Origin of the sequence: Streptomyces sp. MCA2 (assembly GCF_023544705.1) — a bacterium.
GTDB classification, from domain to species: domain Bacteria; phylum Actinomycetota; class Actinomycetes; order Streptomycetales; family Streptomycetaceae; genus Streptomyces; species Streptomyces decoyicus.
In genome coordinates, this window is record NZ_JAMJFM010000015.1 from 1 (window position 1) to 15504 (window position 15504).

The window sequence follows — 15504 nt, forward strand, 5'->3', positions numbered from 1 at the left end:
GGCCTGGCTTCAACGTCTGGTCGTTCGCCCGTAGGGCGCGCCGGACGCCGCGAGGCGGACGGGACTTTGCGGAAACGGCCTGGGAGGCTTCTGAACGCGCCCGCTCATGGGACCGACGGGCCGGTGCGGCGGCGTGTGCGGGGCAGGGCGGCCGGGTCCGTCCACCAACCGTGTGAAAGCCGCCGTCGTGCCTCTCGGGGACCGGTCGGCCGAGGGGCCGAGGGCCGAGAGTGGGGGTGCCCGAAAGCCGGTGCGGCCGAGCCCCTGGAGACCCGCGTGGATGGCACCTTTTCCCTGGTCCTGCTCCTGCTGTTCCTGTGGTGCCTGTGTTCACGGCGGATGGAGCGCTTCGAGCTGACCGCTCCGGCCGCGTTCGTCCTGCTGGGGCTGCTGCTGGGCGAGGGCACCGGCGTCCTCGACCTGCCGCTTCCGCACGAGACCGTGAAGGTACTCGCGGAGATCACCCTGGTCTGGGTGCTCTTCACCGATGCCTCCCGGCTCTCCTTCCGCGCCCTGCGCCCGGAACTCGGCCTCTACGCACGGCTGCTGGGCATCGGGCTGCCCCTGTGTGTATGCCTGGGCACACTGGTGGCGGCCGTCCTGCTCCCCGGCGTCTCGGGATGGGCCGCGCTGTACGTCGGGGCCGCGCTCGCCCCGACGGACGCCGCGCTCGGCGCCACGATGATGGTCAACCCCGTGGTGCCCGCGAGGATCCGCCGGCTCATCAACGTGGAGAGCGGCCTGAACGACGGCATCGCCACACCCCTGGTGGTGCTCGCCCTGGCCGGAGTGTCCGCGGCCGAGGGTGCCGCCGGACCGGATGCCACCGGCCATGCCCTGGTGCAGCTCGCCGTCGGTGCGGCATACGGGGCGGTGGTCGGACTGGCCGCCGGATGGCTGCTGCGGACCACCCTCCGCAACGGCTGGGCGGCCGAGGACTTCGCCGGCGCGGGCGTACTGGCCCTGGCCCTCCTCGGCTACACCTCCGCCCTCGCGATCGGCGGCAACGGCTTCGTCGCCGCCTTCGTCGCCGGCCTGGCCTTCGGATCGACGCACGGTGCCCCCCAACGGGTGCTGCTCTACGTCGAGCAGACCGCCTCGCTGTTCTCCGTGCTGGTCTGGCTGGTCTTCGGCGCCCTCCTGCTTCCGGAGGCATTCGGCCACTTCACCTGGCACACCGTGGTCTACGCCGTACTGAGCCTCACGGTGATCCGCATGCTGCCCGTCGCGCTGTGCCTGATCGGCAGCGGTCTGGACGCCAGAACGGTGCTGTTCGTGGGCTGGTTCGGCCCCCGCGGCCTGGCCTCGATCATCTTCGGCCTGCTGGCGGTCGAGGAACTCAAGACCCCCGACACCCAGGCGGTGGTCCCGGTCGTCGCCTGCACCGTCCTGCTCAGCGTCCTCGCCCACGGCCTCACCTCCGCCCCCCTGGCGAACCGCTACGGCAAAGCAGCAACAACCAAGGACCACGGCCCGGCCGGAACCACACAGGACGAGCTGCCCGTGAGGGGGATGGCGGCGGGGGGTCTGCACCGGGGGTGGCGACGGGGCGGCGGCCCGGCGCCGTCGTGAGCGTTGCCCACCCGCTGCTCCCTCTTCTCCCGCCCGCTTACGGGTAGAGGAGGACCGCCCCCGCTCCGCCGCCCACCCGCCAGAAGTTCAGAGAGGCTCGGCCATACCGTCCAGCACGGATCGCAGCCGGCGCAGCTCGACTTCGGCCGTCATCATCCCCAGTCCCGCCCCGTCCGCTTTCTGGCGGCTGAGGGGGTGAGCCACGGACTCCTCCCGGGCACGGTCTGCGAGACGCACGGTGACCGTCCGGAGCGCGGATACCTCCTCGACCAGGAGCCTGACCTTCCGCTCGAGTTCCTCGGCCAACGCAGGAAGGCCCGAGACGCCGTCGCCCTGGGGAGCGGAACCGTGCGCGCCAGGGCTCCCCGCAGAAGGGGCATCCCCGGACAGGTTGTCGGCAGCGGCGAGGCCCATCGGCTCCCCGGACGTGTGGGGTCCGCTGTCCTGTCCCGTGGCCGAGGCATTCTGGCCCGCTGTTTCGTGGCCCCCCGCCGCGTCTCTCCCGGTGCCGGCCGGTGTCCCAGGGGACGGCGAACTGCCGGTCGACGCGGTGGGCGCAGGGCCGCCCGAGCCGCTGCCCCGGGTGCGCGCCACGGAGGATCCTCGGGTTCGTGCGCCCGACTCCTTCGGGAACTCGCGGTTGAACCAGGCGCGGTTCATCGGCTCGACGAGAGGCTCCCCGGACTCCGCCACCTTCCGCGGCCTCCGGTCGCCCTCGTCCATCGCGGATGCCAGCTCCCGCAGTACGCCGACGGCCTTCCGCCGGTGGTTCCGCATGGCCATCAGGTTGTTTTTGACCGTTCGCCGCACTCGGGCGGCCTGCGTCCCCTCGTCGTCGGTCTTCTGACCGGTCAAAGACCCCCGGTCTGCGTCGATGATGTCGAAGGCGGCGAGCCAGTGTGCGGCGCGGAAAGCGATCAGCTCTTCAAACGCTCCGTCATCATCCTCTGCCGCGGCGAGCAGTTCCGGCAGCCGCCTCCGTGAGGGGTCCAAGCCATCGCGGATATCGGCGAGCTGAAATACCTCCGCAATGCGTGGATTCCACGGATTGGGATAGCTTTCGGACGTGAGGGCGGACCAGGCGCGTGCGCGCCTATTGACCTCTGGTGCGCTCAACTGGGACGGCGGAGACTCGCTGAGGGCGCGCCGGATCAGCAGGCGTTTGCGCCGATCGACGGGGAACAGTTCCCTCAGGAGCTGCATCGACCGGATATCTCGCATTTCGGATACCTTGGCATCCGACGGAATGCCGGGAACGTCCGAGATGGGGGCGCTGCCTGAGAGGACCGCGGCCATTTCCTCGTCAAGGGCCCCCTCGGCCACGTAAATACCCAGTGTGCTGCGCCCCAGGGCACGTCCGCGGTCGTTGGGGGTGAATTCCAGTGGAGGATGGACGTGGTCCCGCCTGTTGCTCATCTGCACGATGCGATAGAGCCTGCGAGGCGTAGGGCATCCGACGACCAGATGGGATTCCACGACCGCCACCTTGGAGGCACGGACGGCTCGGGGAACTTCGTCCATTTCCTTCGCGCCCGCGGTCTTCAAGTGCATCGCATATTCCGCGTTGAGTAACTCGGACAAGCGAGTCAGCCAGATGTTGGGATCAAAGATGATTTGCTCGCCGTCGCCGCCGATGTGCTTGACCGGCATTCCGGCGAGAACTTCGGCGGACGTCACTCCGTAGATTCGCTGGCGCCGCTCCGTCCTGTTGTTTCCTCGCACGGCCATCCAGTGCCAGTGTTCCGTGGGATGCCGGAAATTACCCTCGGAGTCCCGCAAAGGGGGTTCCTCAATGCGTACGTGCTGGGCGAGGTAGAGGCCGGGCTCCTGCTGTCCGTTCAGGATGAGGTCTTGCTCCAGGTCGTAGGGGCGCGACCCTTCCCTCTGGGACAGCTCCTTCGCGGCTTTCTCCAGGTTTGCGACCAGCACTTCACGGCTCGCCGTCACACTCTCCACGGCGGCCAGTATCTCCGCACTGCCGTCGCTCTTCACCCGCGTGTACGGGCGCACATGGGAGAGCGAGCGTTCCTCCTCGCGCAGCGCCGCGGGGTTGGCGAGAGAATGCCAGGATGAGCTGATCCTCTCGTTGTACTCCCAGACGCTGCCACCGGCGCCGTGCATGCGTACGACGGCTACAAGCATTTCTCCGGCTTCTGTGTGCACATTTCGCAGTGCGCTCTCGGTGAACCGTCGCTTGCCGTCTCTGTCGGGTGCGGTGAGCATACCCTTCAAGTCGACAACGAAGGGAGCAAAGCTTTCCAGGGCCTCGCGTGCCGTATTCACGCCCGGGGTATTCAGGCCGGCATCGACCCATTCCCGCTGTTCATCTGGTGGGGCAGGAATGGGAAACGGCCCGTCAGGAATTCCAGTCATCTCGCTACCTCGCATTTTTCCGGTCGTCAAAATCAGGTGCGCAGAATATCGATCAGGAATTTAAGGCCCTGGACGGCGGCTGAGAAGAAAGCCGGCACCCGCTCCAGTTTAGACTTCCTAATCTGTTGCTCCTGGGCCTGCTGAATCTCCGTCAGCTGCTTCAGGATGGACTCCAAGCCTTTCGAATTACTCAAAGGTGCCGAGTCCTCGTCCCTGCCCTCTGTGGATGTCGCCACGCACGGCTCCCCTTGCTCACGGCGCGACGGAGATCGTCGAGCCTTGACGGGTGCCCTGATGCGTGCGACCTCGTCGAGACACATGATGTGACAAAACATTGCGAGGTGCCCGCAGAAAGTGAGATTCGCGCAATGGTGTCAGAATTCACCCACTGTGTGATCGCTTTCTGGCTTTTTCTGTCCGCTCGGCGTAAGCGTCTGACTGTGCACGCCGCACGGACCCAGAGTTCGAGTAAGCCGTACAGGCTTGAAGGGAGCAGAGGAAGCGGCACTCGCTCGACCTTCGTGACTTCACATGCGTAGAACGCTGCGGCAACTTAGAGATTTTAAGTGTGAGCGTCGAAGAGGCCCATGGAGGCCCCGAGTCGCCGTTCGAGGAGCCGCCAGGCCCGAGTGCCCCGGCCTTCGCACCCATGCCACAAAAGAAGACCGCACCCGCTCCGTCACGGACGCCCTGTGGGGCGGCATGCGGACCGGGTGCGGACAGGTGGCGGCGACGCCCGTGAAAGTGCGGGTCAGGCCGCCCAGCCGGAGATCAGGCCTTCTTGGTCTCCCAGAAGATCTTGTCGATCTGGGCGATGTAGTCCAGGGCCTTCTGGCCGGTCGCCGGGTCGTGGGACCCCTTGGCGGCGCTGAGGGCCTTGAGGGTGTCGTTGATCAGCTGGTGCAGCTCCGGGTACTTCTCGAAGTGCGGCGGCTTGAAGTAGTCGCTCCACAGCACCGAGACGTGGTGCTTGGCCAGCTCGGCGCGCTGCTCCTTGATCAGGACGGCGCGGGTGCGGAAGTCCGCGTCCTCGTTGGCCTGGTACTTCTCCTGGACGGCCTTGACGGACTCGGCCTCGATGCGGGCCTGGGCAGGGTCGTACACGCCGCAGGGCAGGTCGCAGTGGGCGCTGACCTTCACCTTGGGGGCGAACAGGCGGGAAAGCATGTTCAGTCCTTCCTCGTGATCGTCTTCTCAGGTGCGAGATTACTCGGTGCGGGAAGGCTTTTCGTGGTCGGCCCGGGGGTCTTAGGGCAAAAGTCCGGGGCCGGGGCGGGACTGATGGAGGATGGACCGGTGAGCGGGTCGGACCGGGGCTGGGCCGGGAGGTACGGGATGCCGGAGCGGGTACATGAGCGTGGGCCGGAGCGGGGCGAGGACCCGGAGGCGGGGCACGAGCGGGGCGGGCTCCTTCGCGCCTTCGGGCTGGCCGAGGTCTACAACCCGTCGATGGTGCCGACGCTGCGGCCCGGCGATCAGCTGGTGGTGCAGTACGGGGCGGCGGTGCGGCCCGGTGACGTGGTCGTGCTGCGGCATCCGTTCCGGCAGGATCTGCTGATCGTCAAGCGGGCCGTGCAGCGGCGTGACGGCGGCTGGTGGGTGCAGGGGGACAATCCGTTCGTCGAGAACGACAGCCGGGAATTCGGGGTGGTTCCGGACGAACTGGTCCTCGCCCGTGCCTGGGTGCGGGTGCGGCCGCCGCGGGGGATTCAGCGGTCGGTCGCCGGGGTGCTGTCCTGGGTGGTGTCGGCGGTCCGGCCGGTGAGGGCCGAGCGCTCGCTCTCCAGGCGCTTGCGGGCGCGGTAGGCGGCGACATTGGCGCGGGTCGCGCAGCGGTCGGAGCAGTAGCGCCGGGAGCGGTTGGTCGAGGTGTCCAGGTAGACGTTGCGGCACGGCCGTGCCTCGCAGAGGCCCAGCCGGTCCACGCCCAGCTCGGTGAGGTGGAAGGCCAGTCCCATACAGGCGGTCGCGGTGAAGCCGGCGGTCGCGTTGGCGGCGTGGTCGGCGATGTGCATGTGCCAGTCGGGGCGGCCGTTGTCGTCCCGGTATTCGTGGCCGGAGATCTGCGGGCTGACGGGGAACTCCATCATCAGGGCGTTGAGCAGGTCCACGGCCAGCACCTCGTCGCCGGCGTCGGCGGCCTCGAAGACGGCGCGCAGCCGGGCGCGGACCGTGCGCAGCCGGGTCACGTCGCTGTCGGTCGCGCGCCGGGCGGCCTGCTGGGCGGGGCCGAAGAGTTCCCGTACGACCTCGACCGAGGTGAGGCTGTCGGTGCCGCGCTCGGGCTGCTCGGTGTTGACCAGTCGCACGGCATAGTCCGAGTAATAGGCCAGTTCCACTTGTAGTCCTTACGGGCGGGGGCTAAGGTACGGGTACTTGCTCGTAGTAAGGGGTGTCCTTAGTACGAGGGTATTACGGCCTGGAGGGGAAGCGATGACCGAGACCGTCGTCGGCGCCGATTGGCAGGCGTGGCAGAACAGTTGGGACCGCCAGCAGGAGTGGTACCTCCCCGACCGCGAGGAGCGGTTCCGGGTGATGCTGGACATGGTCGAGGCGCTGGTGGGCCCCGAGCCCCGGGTTCTGGACCTCGCGTGCGGCACGGGAAGTATCTCCGACCGGCTGCTGAAGCGGTTCCCCAAGGCCGAGAGTGTGGGCGTCGATCTGGATCCCGCGCTGCTGGCCATCGCGGAAGGGTACTTCGAAGGCGAGTCCCGGGTCCGCTTCGTACGGGCCGATCTCAAGGACCCCCGGTGGACGGAGAAGCTGCCGCACGACTCGTACGACGCGGTGCTCACCGCCACCGCACTGCACTGGCTGTACACCGAGGACCTCCGGGGGCTGTACGGGCAGCTCGGCACCCTGGTGCGGGACGGCGGGGTCTTCATGAACGCCGACCACATGCCCGAGGAGGGCACCCCGCGGATCAACGCCGCCGAGCGGGCCTTCCGGCATGCGCGCAGGGAAGAGGCGAAGGCGTCCGGCGCCGTCGACTGGGCCGAGTGGTGGCAGTTGGCCGCTGCCGACCCGCGGCTGGCCGCGCCGACCGCCGAGCGCTTCGAGATCTACGGCGAGCACGCGGACGGCGACACCCCCTCGGCGGCATGGCACGCGGCCGTCCTGCGCGAATCCGGCTTCGCGGAGGCCCGGCCGGTCTGGGCCTCGCCCACGGACGGGCTGGTGCTGGGCCTGAAGTAGGGCCATGACGCGCCGCGGCGGCGCCGGGGCGGAACGGGAACGACGAACCGCGGCGGGACGCTCTCCGGAAGGAGAGGTCCCGCCGCGGCTCGTCCCGGGCCGTCGCCTTCCTACAGCACCTTCGACAGGAACGACTTCGTCCGGTCGTGCTGCGGATTGCCGAGGACCTCGCGCGGGTGGCCGGATTCGACGACCACACCGTCGTCCATGAAGACCAGCGAGTCGCCGACCTCGCGGGCGAAGCCCATCTCATGGGTCACGACGATCATCGTCATACCGTCCGCGGCCAGATCCTTCATGACGTCCAGGACGTCACCGACCAGCTCCGGGTCGAGGGCCGAGGTCGGCTCGTCGAAGAGCATCAGCTTGGGCTCCATCGCCAGCGCACGGGCGATGGCGACGCGCTGCTGCTGGCCGCCGGAGAGCTGCGAGGGGTAGTTCGCGGCCTTGTCGGACAGTCCGACGCGGTCCAGGAGCTTGACCGCCCGCTCCCGGGCGGCGGACTTCGACTCGCCCTTGACCTGGATCGGCGCCTCCATGATGTTCTCCACCGCGGTCATGTGCGGGAAGAGGTTGAAGCGCTGGAAGACCATGCCGATATCGCGGCGGCGGGCGGCGACCTCCCTGTCGCGCAGCTCGTAGAGCTTGCCGTGGTGCTCGCGGTAGCCGACCAGTTCGCCGTCGACGGACAGCCGGCCGGCGTTGACCTTCTCCAGGTGGTTGATGCAGCGCAGGAACGTCGACTTGCCGGAGCCGGACGGGCCGATCAGGCAGAAGACCTCCCGCGGCGCGACCTCCAGGTCGATGCCCTTGAGGATGTGGGCCGCGCCGAAGGACTTGTGGACGCCCTCGGCCTTGACCATCGGACCGCCGCTCGTGCCGGCGGCCTTGCTCGTCGTGATCTTGCTGGTCATCCCATACCTCCGGGGCGGTTGAAGCCGCCGGACAGCTTCGACTTGGCGCGTTGCAACGGGGTGAGCGGGAGCTGGCGGCTGGAGCCGCGAGCGTAGTAGCGCTCGAGGTAGTACTGGCCGATGCTCAGCACCGTGGTGGCGATCAGGTACCAGACGGCGGCGAGGATCAGCATCTCCACGACGACACCGGAGTCCCGTCCGACGTTCTGCGCGGCCTGTAGCAAATCGTAGTACTGGACGGCGATGACCAGCGAGGACGTCTTGAGCATGTTGATGACCTCGTTGCCGGTCGGCGGCACGATCACCCGCATCGCCTGCGGCACCACGATCCGGCGCAGCGTCTTGGCGTGGCTCATGCCCAGCGCGTGCGCCGCCTCGGTCTGGCCCTCGTCGACGGCGTTGAGGCCGGCCCGGCAGATCTCCGCCATGTACGCCGCCTCGTTGAGGCCGAGGCCCAGCAGCGCGCACAGGAACGGGGTCATGAAGTCCGACCACTCGTCCTTGTAGATCGGCATGATGTCGATGTACTGGAAGACGAGGCCCAGGTTGAACCACAGGAACAGCTGGACATAGACCGGCGTACCGCGGAAGAACCAGACGTAGAACCAGGCCACGGTCGAGGTCACCGGGTTCTTGGACTGGCGCATCACGGCCAGGATCACACCGAGGACGACACCGATGATCATCGACAGCACGGTGATCAGCAGGGTGTTGCGCAGGCCCTTGAGGATGTCCGCGTTGAACATGTACTCGGGGATGGCGTCCCAGTTGACGTTCCCGGAGGCGAAGGCCCGGCCGAGCAGGGCGACCAGCCCGATGACGACGATCGCCGCCACCCACCGGCCGTAATGGCGGACCGGGATGGCTTTGATCGGCTCGGGCTGGGGCGGCGGAGCGTCCGCCGGCGACTTGTCGACGTCAACTGACACGGGTGTTGCCTTTCAGCATTCGGCGGGAGGGGCGCGGAGGGGACGGGACGGCTTCCGGCGGCTCAGGAGCCGCCATTGAGCTCGACCTTCTTGACCGCGGCATCCTTGACGTCCCACTTGTCCAGGACCTTGGCGTACGAGCCGTTCTTGATCGTGAGTTCCAGCGCGGCCTGGAGCGCATCACGCAGCTGCTGCTTGCCCTTGGGAACCGCGATGCCGTACGGGGCCGCCTTGAGCGGCGCGCCGCCGACCATCTCGAAATCCTTGCCGCCACCGGAGACCTTCACCGCGTACGCCGCGACCGGGTAGTCGCTGGAGACGGCGTCCACACCGGCGGTGCGCAGCCGGGTCTGGGCCTCGGAGTCGTTGTCGAACGCCTCGATCGCGATCGGCTGCTCGCCGTTCTTCTCACAGGCCTTCGACTTGTCCTTGGCCAGGTCGTGCGAGACGGTGCCGCGCTGCACCGCGATCTTCTTGCCGCACAGGGTTTCCCAGCCGTCGACGCCGTTGGCCTTGCCCTTCTGGACGTAGAGCGAGACGCCGACGTTGAGGTAGTCGATGAAGTCGACGCCCTCGCCGATCTTCTGGCCGTTGTTGCTGTCGATGCCCTCCTGGCGCTCCTTGGTGTCCGTCATCGCCGACATCGCGATGTCGTAGCGCTTGGACTTCAAGCCGCCCATGAGGGTGTCGAAGGTGGCGTTGTTGAAGTTGAGCTTGATGCCCAGCTCCTTGCTCATCGCCTCGGCCAGATCCGGATCGATGCCCTCGACCTTGCCGTTGGAGCGGAATTCCACCGGCTTATACGTGATGTCCGAACCGACCTGGAGCATGGCCTTTTCCTGGACGTCCTTGGGCAGCTTCTTGAACAGCGGCGCATTGACGTTGCGGTTCTTCTTCGCTTCACGTTTGGCGATGGCCGCGTCCGTCTGGTCGCCGCAGGCGCTGAGCAACAGCAGCGAGGCGGCGACCGCGGTCGCCGCGGCCACGGCTGTGCGAGACCTGCCGACGGCCGAGCGACGGGTGGTGCTTGCGGTCATGCTGATCCTCCTGCGGATGGAGAAGCCGACGTGACAAAGACGTGACAAAAGGGCCGGAGGCACACCTTCGAGCGTCGTGACCTCGGTTGGTGACGGAATCCTGCCATCCGTACTCCGGAATGCGGACTGTCGTTATGGTCAAAATCGGATAACGGACGGAGTGGCGGGGGCAGCGGCCTTGTGCCGCAAGGGGATCCTCCGTGCCGCGGTATGTCCCGGGCCGTCCGGCGGCTCCGGGTGTCTCGAAGTCCGGACTGGCGAGGGATAGCTCTTCTGAGTTTTTTGCGCATTTCGCGGTTATTGTCGGAACTCTGAAGCCGAGGGTGGGCAATCTGACTCGTCGGGCCCCGCGCCCGTCCGGTAGAAAGGTGCGTTACACCCCTCATCCGGGGCTCAGGGCGCGTGTGCGGCGCGCCCGGCGTCCGTACCTCCCCGCGCGCGGCGGCCATCTGCTGCGCACGGCGCGGACGCGGTGCCCGCCCACCCCTCAACCAGGGAGTGGCCACCCTCAGCAGATTTACGATTAAAGGGGTAAGACAAGTGGCAGCGGAGATCGTCAATCCTCGCAGCGACAGCAATACCGGTGCGGGTGCGGGCAGTGCGCCCGACGCCTTCGATCCGGCTTTCGCGCTGCATCGCGGCGGCAAGATGGCCATCCAGGCGACGGTGCCGGTCCGCGACAAGGACGACCTGTCCCTCGCGTACACACCGGGCGTCGCCAAGGTGTGCAGCGCCATCGCCGAACAGCCCGAGCTGGTCTACGACTACACCTGGAAGTCCCAGGTCGTCGCCGTGGTCACGGACGGCACCGCGGTGCTGGGCCTGGGCGACATCGGCCCGGAGGCCTCCCTCCCCGTGATGGAGGGCAAGGCCATTCTCTTCAAGCAGTTCGGTGGTGTGGACGCCGTGCCGATCGCGCTCGGCACCACCGACACCGACGAGATCATCGAGACCGTGGTCCGGATGGCCCCGTCCTTCGGCGGAGTCAATCTGGAGGACATCTCGGCGCCCCGGTGCTTCGAGATCGAGCGCCGGCTCCAGGAGCAGCTGGACATCCCGGTCTTCCACGACGACCAGCACGGCACCGCCGTGGTCACGCTGGCCGCGCTGCGCAACGCGGCCAAGCTCACCGACCGGTCGCTCGGCCAGCTGCGGGCGGTCATCTCGGGTGCCGGCGCGGCCGGGGTCGCCATCGCCAAGATCCTCATCGAGGCGGGCATCGGAGACGTCGCGGTCTGTGACCGCAAGGGCGTCGTCTCCGCCGACCGCAGCGACCTCACGGACGTCAAGCGCGAGGTGGCCGGCTTCACCAACAAGGGCCGGCTGACCGGCTCGCTGGAGGAGGCACTGGAGGGCGCCGATGTCTTCATCGGTGTCTCCGGCGGCACGGTGCCGGAGGAGGCGGTGGCGAAGATGGCGAAGGACTCGCTGATCTTCGCGATGGCCAACCCGACCCCGGAGATCCACCCGGACGTCGCGCACAAGTACGCGGCCGTGGTCGCCACCGGGCGCAGCGACTACCCGAACCAGATCAACAACGTGCTGGCCTTCCCGGGCATCTTCGCCGGCGCCATGCAGGTGCGGGCCACGCGGATCACGGAGGGCATGAAGCTCGCCGCCGCCGAGGCGCTGGCCGCCGTCGTCGCCGACGAACTCAGCGCCGACCGGGTCATCCCCTCGCCGTTCGACGAGCGGGTCGCCCCGGCCGTCACCGCCGCCGTCGCGGCCGCCGCCCGTGCGGAAGGCGTGGCGCGCCGCTGACCGCGGCGCCAGGTGTCGTACGCCAACGGGCCGGGCCCGCACCCTCACCGGTGCGGGCCCGGCCCGTTGTGGTGCCGGTGGCCGGTGGCCGGTGGCCGGTGGCCGGTGGCCGATGGCGTGTGGCGTGTGGCCCGTGGCCGGTGATCGCGCGGGCGCGGTGCGTGTCACACCCGTACGCGGTACCGCAGCGCCCGTCCGCGGCCTACGTTGGGATCATGTTTGCTGCCTATGCCGCCCGCATCGACCCTGACCAGCCGCTGAACGGCCTCGAATTGGGGGAGCGCCCCGCCCCCGACGTACGCCCCGGCTGGACGACCGTCAACGTCAAGGCCGCCTCCCTCAACCACCACGACCTGTGGTCGCTGCGCGGAGTGGGGATCACCGACGACAGCCTGCCGATGATCCTCGGCTGCGATGCCGCCGGAGTGGACGCGGACGGCAACGAGGTCGTGCTGCACTCCGTCATCGGGCAGACCGGCCACGGCGTCGGCCCCAAGGAGAAGCCCTCCATCCTCACCGAGCGCTACCAGGGCACCTTCGCGGAGCAGGTCACCGTCCCGGCCTGGAATGTGCTGCCCAAGCCGAAGGAGCTGTCCTTCGCGGAGGCCGCCTGTCTGCCGACCGCCTGGCTGACCGCGTACCGGATGCTGTTCACCAACGCGGGCGTACGGCCCGGGGACAGCGTGCTGGTGCAGGGCGCCGGCGGCGGCGTCGCGACGGCCGCCATCGTGCTGGGCGCGGCCGCGGGCCTGCGGATCTTCGCCACCAGCCGGGACGAGGCCAAGCGCAAGCGGGCGCTGGAGCTGGGCGCCGAGGCGGTGTTCGCGACCGGCGAGCGGCTGCCGCAGCGGGTGGACGCGGTGATCGAGACGGTCGGCGCCGCCACCTGGTCGCACTCCATCAAGTCGCTGCGCCCCGGCGGCACTCTGGTCATCTCGGGCGCCACCAGCGGCTTCACCCCGAAGAGCGGGGAGCTCAACCGGATCTTCTTCCTGGAGCTGAAGATCGTCGGCTCCACGATGGGCAGCAAGGAGGAGCTGGCGTCGCTGCTCAGCTTCTGCGCGGCCAAGGGCATCCGGCCGGTCATCGACTCGACGCTGCCGCTGGACCGGGCGCGAGAGGGCTTCACGAAGATGGCGGCGGGCGAGCTGTTCGGCAAGGTCGTACTGACGGTCTGACGGTGGTGGGTGACGGCTGACGGTTCGTCAATTATCGAGGGGGCGGAACGGTGCGGATCCTGCGGGCGGAAGGGCGCTCCGCCATGCCGTGGAGCAACGGCGGCGGGGTGACCCGGGAGATCGCCGTCCATCCGCCGGGCGCCGGCTGGGACGCCTTCGCCTGGCGGGTCAGCCTGGCGGACGTCACCCGGGACGGGCCGTACTCGCCGCTGCCCGGCGTCCGCCGGATCCTCACCGTCGTCGACGGCGCCGGGCTGGAGCTGACGGTGGACGGCGCCCCGCGGCTCCTCCCGGACCGCTGCCGCCCGTTCGCCTTCCCCGGCGCCGCCGCCACCGACTCCCGGCTGCTGGACGGTCCCGTGGTCAACCTCAATGTGATGCTCCGGGAGGGGCGGGCGGCGGCGACCGTGGAGATGGTGCGGGGAAGCCGGGTGGTGTGGCCGCGGCGGCGGCCGGCTGACGGTTGTGCCGAGGGAGCCGACGGTCCGCAGGAGGTTCTGGTGGTGGCGGCCGAGGGACGTACCCGGCTCGCGGAGGACGGTGCGCACCGGGCGCAGCTGGAGCGGTTCGACGCGGCGCTGCTGACGGGGCCGGACGCGGCCGCCGCCGACCTGTGGACGGACGGCACCGCGGCGGTGATCGCCTTGTCGGCCGCCGGTCCCGAGCCCCTCTAGGGGGAGGCGCCTCCAGACCCAAGGGGAGGGGCGCCCCTAGGGCTGCCGCCCGTCTGTGGCTGCGGTCCCGGCGGCCGTTGCGGGGATGTTGAGCAGGGAGGCGTGCAGGCGGTACTGCGGCACGTCGGGTAGGCCGGGCGCGTCGGGCACGTCGCGCGTCTCGGGCGCGTCGGGGTGTTCGCCCGTTGGGGGATCCGCTGATGCGGGCGCCGCGGATACGGCCGGAGTGGGCGATACGCCCTCCAGGGCCTCGATCGTTGCCCTCAGGCGCGCGGACGCTCCGTGGCCGGTGGATTCCCGCCACGCCGAAGCGCCGGCCCACTCCTGGTAGAGGAGCACCCGTGCACCGTCCTGGCTCAGGTGCACATGAACGCCGAGCAGCCCCGGCACCGGTTCGCGGTCCAGCGTCCCTACGACGGTGTCGGCGAGGGCGCGTTGGGCATCCGGGCCGGTCGTGGCGAAGGCGGGGGTGACCAGGAGGGCGGGGCGCGGGCCGGGCCCTTCCGGGACATGGCTGCGGTGGCGGCGGTAGCGGGTCAGGCCGGGCCGCCGGATGCCGGTGACCGCCGCGTCGATCCGGCCGACGGCCGCGGGCCGTACGGTGCGCGCCCATTCCCGGTGGGCGCCGTCATCCGTCCACTGCGCGTAGTTGAGGACGTGGCTGCCGTCGGTGCTCAGGAAGGTGGTGAGCGCGAGCATGGCGTCCGGGCGCTTCTGGCGCTCCCACTCGGCGAGCACGGAGTCGGCCGCGGCGCGCTGGAGCGCGGCGGCGGGCACGAGCCAGGGGCTGACGAGGACGGTCGCCGCGTCGCCCCGGCGGGCGTCGGGGAAGTCGGTGGTGCGGGGCATCGGGGCTCCGTTCCGTGTGGGGAGGGCGGTGCGTGTGCGGGAGCCTGCATCGTCAAGTGCGGTTGAGGTCAAGGGGAGTGGGGGAGCCGGGGAACTGGGGATCCGGGGATCTGGGGATCCGGGGATCTGGGTGTCAATGATGGTTGACACTGTTCGGAGTGTCAACGTAAATTGACATCCATGACCGAAGCAACGGATCTCGCCGAGCGGGCCGGCGACCGGGACCCCAGGATCGGGCTCCGCGCCGTGGCCGCGCTCCGTCGGCTGCTGGAGCAGCTCGAAGCCGTACAGGTGCGCAGCGCCCGTGCGAAGGGCTGGTCGTGGCAGGAGATCGCGGCGGAGCTGGGTATCAGCAGGCAGGCAGTGCACAAGAAGCACGGGAGGCGCTGATGTTCGAGAAGTTCACGGCCGAGGCGCGTGCGGTGGTACGCGGCGCCGTGCAGCAGGCGGACCGTATGGGCAGCGGCACGATCGGCGAACCGGAGCTGCTGGTCGCGCTGCTGGACCGTACGGATTCACCGGCCGCCGGGGTGCTCGCCGCACTCGGTGTCCATGAGCGGCGGGAGTCGGTGACGGACGCCCTTGCGGCGGTGCGCCGGCGCGGCGGGGTGTCGACGGCCGACGCGGAGGCGCTGGCCGGGCTCGGGATCGACATCGACGCGGTCGTGGCGCGGGTGGAGGAGGCGCACGGGGAGGGCGCGCTGGCCGACGACGGGCGGGCCGGGCGCCGGAAGCGGACGCGCCGGTCGTTCACCGCGGAGGCGAAGTCGGTGCTGGAGCGTGCCCTGCGGATCGCGGTCGGCCGCGGCGAGCGCTACATCGGCGACGAGCATCTGCTGATGGCGCTGACCGCCAGGCCCGGACCGGCCGCCGCGGTGCTCGCCGATCACGGGGTGACGTACGGAGATGTGATGCGGGTGCTCGACGAGGCCCGGGGCAGGCGCGCGAGTTGAGGCGGCCGGGGGCGGGTCCGTAGGCGAGGGCGCGCCCCCGGGCTGTCCGGCAGTGCGCCCCTGAGGCAG

16 protein-coding genes are annotated in these 15504 nt (G+C 69.4%); 8 read left to right on the forward strand and 8 right to left on the reverse strand.

Annotated elements, in window-relative coordinates; all coding sequences use genetic code 11:
- Positions 1-276: 276 nt before the first annotated feature.
- On the forward strand, positions 277-1572 hold the full coding sequence (locus tag M8I34_RS14670) for a sodium:proton antiporter (RefSeq protein WP_250049937.1): 1296 nt from the start codon (positions 277-279) through the stop codon (positions 1570-1572).
- A gap of 87 nt (positions 1573-1659) precedes the next feature.
- Here M8I34_RS14670 and M8I34_RS14675 read toward each other — a convergent pair whose 3' ends face one another.
- From M8I34_RS14675 to sodN, 3 genes are all read right to left on the reverse strand, one after another.
- Positions 1660-3945: a hypothetical protein gene (locus tag M8I34_RS14675; RefSeq protein WP_250049938.1), complete on the reverse strand. Its 2286-nt coding sequence runs from the start codon at positions 3943-3945 to the stop codon at positions 1660-1662.
- A 32-nt stretch (positions 3946-3977) separates the two neighbouring features.
- Positions 3978-4181, reverse strand: a complete 204-nt coding sequence (locus tag M8I34_RS14680) for a hypothetical protein (protein ID WP_250049939.1) — start codon at positions 4179-4181, stop codon at positions 3978-3980.
- A gap of 535 nt (positions 4182-4716) precedes the next feature.
- Positions 4717-5112: a superoxide dismutase, Ni gene (gene sodN, locus M8I34_RS14685; protein WP_018087486.1), complete on the reverse strand. Its 396-nt coding sequence runs from the start codon at positions 5110-5112 to the stop codon at positions 4717-4719.
- A gap of 168 nt (positions 5113-5280) precedes the next feature.
- Here sodN and sodX point away from each other — a divergent pair, with 168 nt between their 5' ends.
- On the forward strand, positions 5281-5751 hold the full coding sequence (gene sodX / locus M8I34_RS14690) for a nickel-type superoxide dismutase maturation protease (RefSeq protein ID WP_250049940.1): 471 nt from the start codon (positions 5281-5283) through the stop codon (positions 5749-5751).
- Here sodX and M8I34_RS14695 read toward each other — a convergent pair.
- Entirely contained in the window at positions 5655-6284 is a 630-nt protein-coding gene (locus M8I34_RS14695; protein ID WP_244418750.1) for a CGNR zinc finger domain-containing protein, read from the reverse strand. The two genes, sodX and M8I34_RS14695, sit on opposite strands and share 97 nt — an antisense overlap.
- Before the next feature lie 94 nt (positions 6285-6378).
- Here M8I34_RS14695 and M8I34_RS14700 point away from each other — a divergent pair, with 94 nt between their 5' ends.
- Positions 6379-7140, forward strand: a complete 762-nt coding sequence (locus M8I34_RS14700) for a trans-aconitate 2-methyltransferase (RefSeq protein ID WP_244418749.1) — start codon at positions 6379-6381, stop codon at positions 7138-7140.
- 110 nt (positions 7141-7250) lie between these two features.
- On the opposite strand, the gene M8I34_RS14705 is transcribed toward M8I34_RS14700, so the two are convergent.
- From M8I34_RS14705 to M8I34_RS14715, 3 genes are all read right to left on the reverse strand, one after another.
- Positions 7251-8003, reverse strand: coding sequence for an amino acid ABC transporter ATP-binding protein (locus M8I34_RS14705; protein WP_030981774.1), 753 nt, complete (start codon positions 8001-8003; stop codon positions 7251-7253).
- Positions 8004-8050: 47 nt separating this feature from the next.
- Complete coding sequence (locus tag M8I34_RS14710) at positions 8051-8983, reverse strand: amino acid ABC transporter permease (protein ID WP_250049941.1); 933 nt, start codon at positions 8981-8983, stop codon at positions 8051-8053.
- A 62-nt stretch (positions 8984-9045) separates the two neighbouring features.
- Positions 9046-10020 (reverse strand): ABC transporter substrate-binding protein, encoded by a 975-nt coding sequence (locus M8I34_RS14715; protein WP_250049942.1) that lies wholly within the window; start codon positions 10018-10020, stop codon positions 9046-9048.
- 540 nt (positions 10021-10560) lie between these two features.
- On the opposite strand from M8I34_RS14715, the gene M8I34_RS14720 reads away from it, so the two are divergent.
- The 3 genes from M8I34_RS14720 (at position 10561) to M8I34_RS14730 (ending at position 13633) form a co-directional block, all read left to right on the forward strand.
- On the forward strand, positions 10561-11781 hold the full coding sequence (locus tag M8I34_RS14720) for an NADP-dependent malic enzyme (protein ID WP_030981781.1): 1221 nt from the start codon (positions 10561-10563) through the stop codon (positions 11779-11781).
- A 215-nt stretch (positions 11782-11996) separates the two neighbouring features.
- Complete coding sequence (locus tag M8I34_RS14725) at positions 11997-12959, forward strand: zinc-binding dehydrogenase (RefSeq protein ID WP_250049943.1); 963 nt, start codon at positions 11997-11999, stop codon at positions 12957-12959.
- An 83-nt stretch (positions 12960-13042) separates the two neighbouring features.
- The gene (locus M8I34_RS14730) at positions 13043-13633 is read left to right on the forward strand and encodes a HutD family protein (protein WP_250049944.1); all 591 of its coding nucleotides are present in this window, start codon (positions 13043-13045) and stop codon (positions 13631-13633) included.
- 36 nt (positions 13634-13669) lie between these two features.
- On the opposite strand, the gene M8I34_RS14735 is transcribed toward M8I34_RS14730, so the two are convergent.
- Positions 13670-14482: an antibiotic biosynthesis monooxygenase gene (locus M8I34_RS14735; RefSeq protein ID WP_250049945.1), complete on the reverse strand. Its 813-nt coding sequence runs from the start codon at positions 14480-14482 to the stop codon at positions 13670-13672.
- 180 nt (positions 14483-14662) lie between these two features.
- On the opposite strand from M8I34_RS14735, the gene M8I34_RS14740 reads away from it, so the two are divergent.
- Together M8I34_RS14740 and M8I34_RS14745 are read left to right on the forward strand one after the other, a co-directional pair.
- On the forward strand, positions 14663-14872 hold the full coding sequence (locus tag M8I34_RS14740; RefSeq protein WP_244418743.1) for a helix-turn-helix domain-containing protein: 210 nt from the start codon (positions 14663-14665) through the stop codon (positions 14870-14872).
- Entirely contained in the window at positions 14872-15435 is a 564-nt protein-coding gene (locus M8I34_RS14745; RefSeq protein ID WP_250049946.1) for a Clp protease N-terminal domain-containing protein, read from the forward strand. Before M8I34_RS14740 ends, M8I34_RS14745 begins: the two co-directional genes overlap by 1 nt.
- Positions 15436-15504: the final 69 nt, after the last annotated feature.

Coding starts and splice junctions, on each gene's coding strand:
- M8I34_RS14715 (WP_250049942.1), bottom strand. CDS start 10,020: ATGACCGCAAGCACCACCCGTCGCTCGGCCGTCGGCAGGTCTCGCACA.
- M8I34_RS14740 (WP_244418743.1), top strand. CDS start 14,663: ATGACCGAAGCAACGGATCTCGCCGAGCGGGCCGGCGACCGGGACCCC.
- sodN (WP_018087486.1), bottom strand. CDS start 5,112: ATGCTTTCCCGCCTGTTCGCCCCCAAGGTGAAGGTCAGCGCCCACTGC.
- M8I34_RS14675 (WP_250049938.1), bottom strand. CDS start 3,945: ATGACTGGAATTCCTGACGGGCCGTTTCCCATTCCTGCCCCACCAGAT.
- M8I34_RS14725 (WP_250049943.1), top strand. CDS start 11,997: ATGTTTGCTGCCTATGCCGCCCGCATCGACCCTGACCAGCCGCTGAAC.
- sodX (WP_250049940.1), top strand. CDS start 5,281: ATGCCGGAGCGGGTACATGAGCGTGGGCCGGAGCGGGGCGAGGACCCG.
- M8I34_RS14730 (WP_250049944.1), top strand. CDS start 13,043: ATGCCGTGGAGCAACGGCGGCGGGGTGACCCGGGAGATCGCCGTCCAT.
- M8I34_RS14735 (WP_250049945.1), bottom strand. CDS start 14,482: ATGCCCCGCACCACCGACTTCCCCGACGCCCGCCGGGGCGACGCGGCG.
- M8I34_RS14745 (WP_250049946.1), top strand. CDS start 14,872: ATGTTCGAGAAGTTCACGGCCGAGGCGCGTGCGGTGGTACGCGGCGCC.
- M8I34_RS14700 (WP_244418749.1), top strand. CDS start 6,379: ATGACCGAGACCGTCGTCGGCGCCGATTGGCAGGCGTGGCAGAACAGT.
- M8I34_RS14705 (WP_030981774.1), bottom strand. CDS start 8,003: ATGGTCAAGGCCGAGGGCGTCCACAAGTCCTTCGGCGCGGCCCACATC.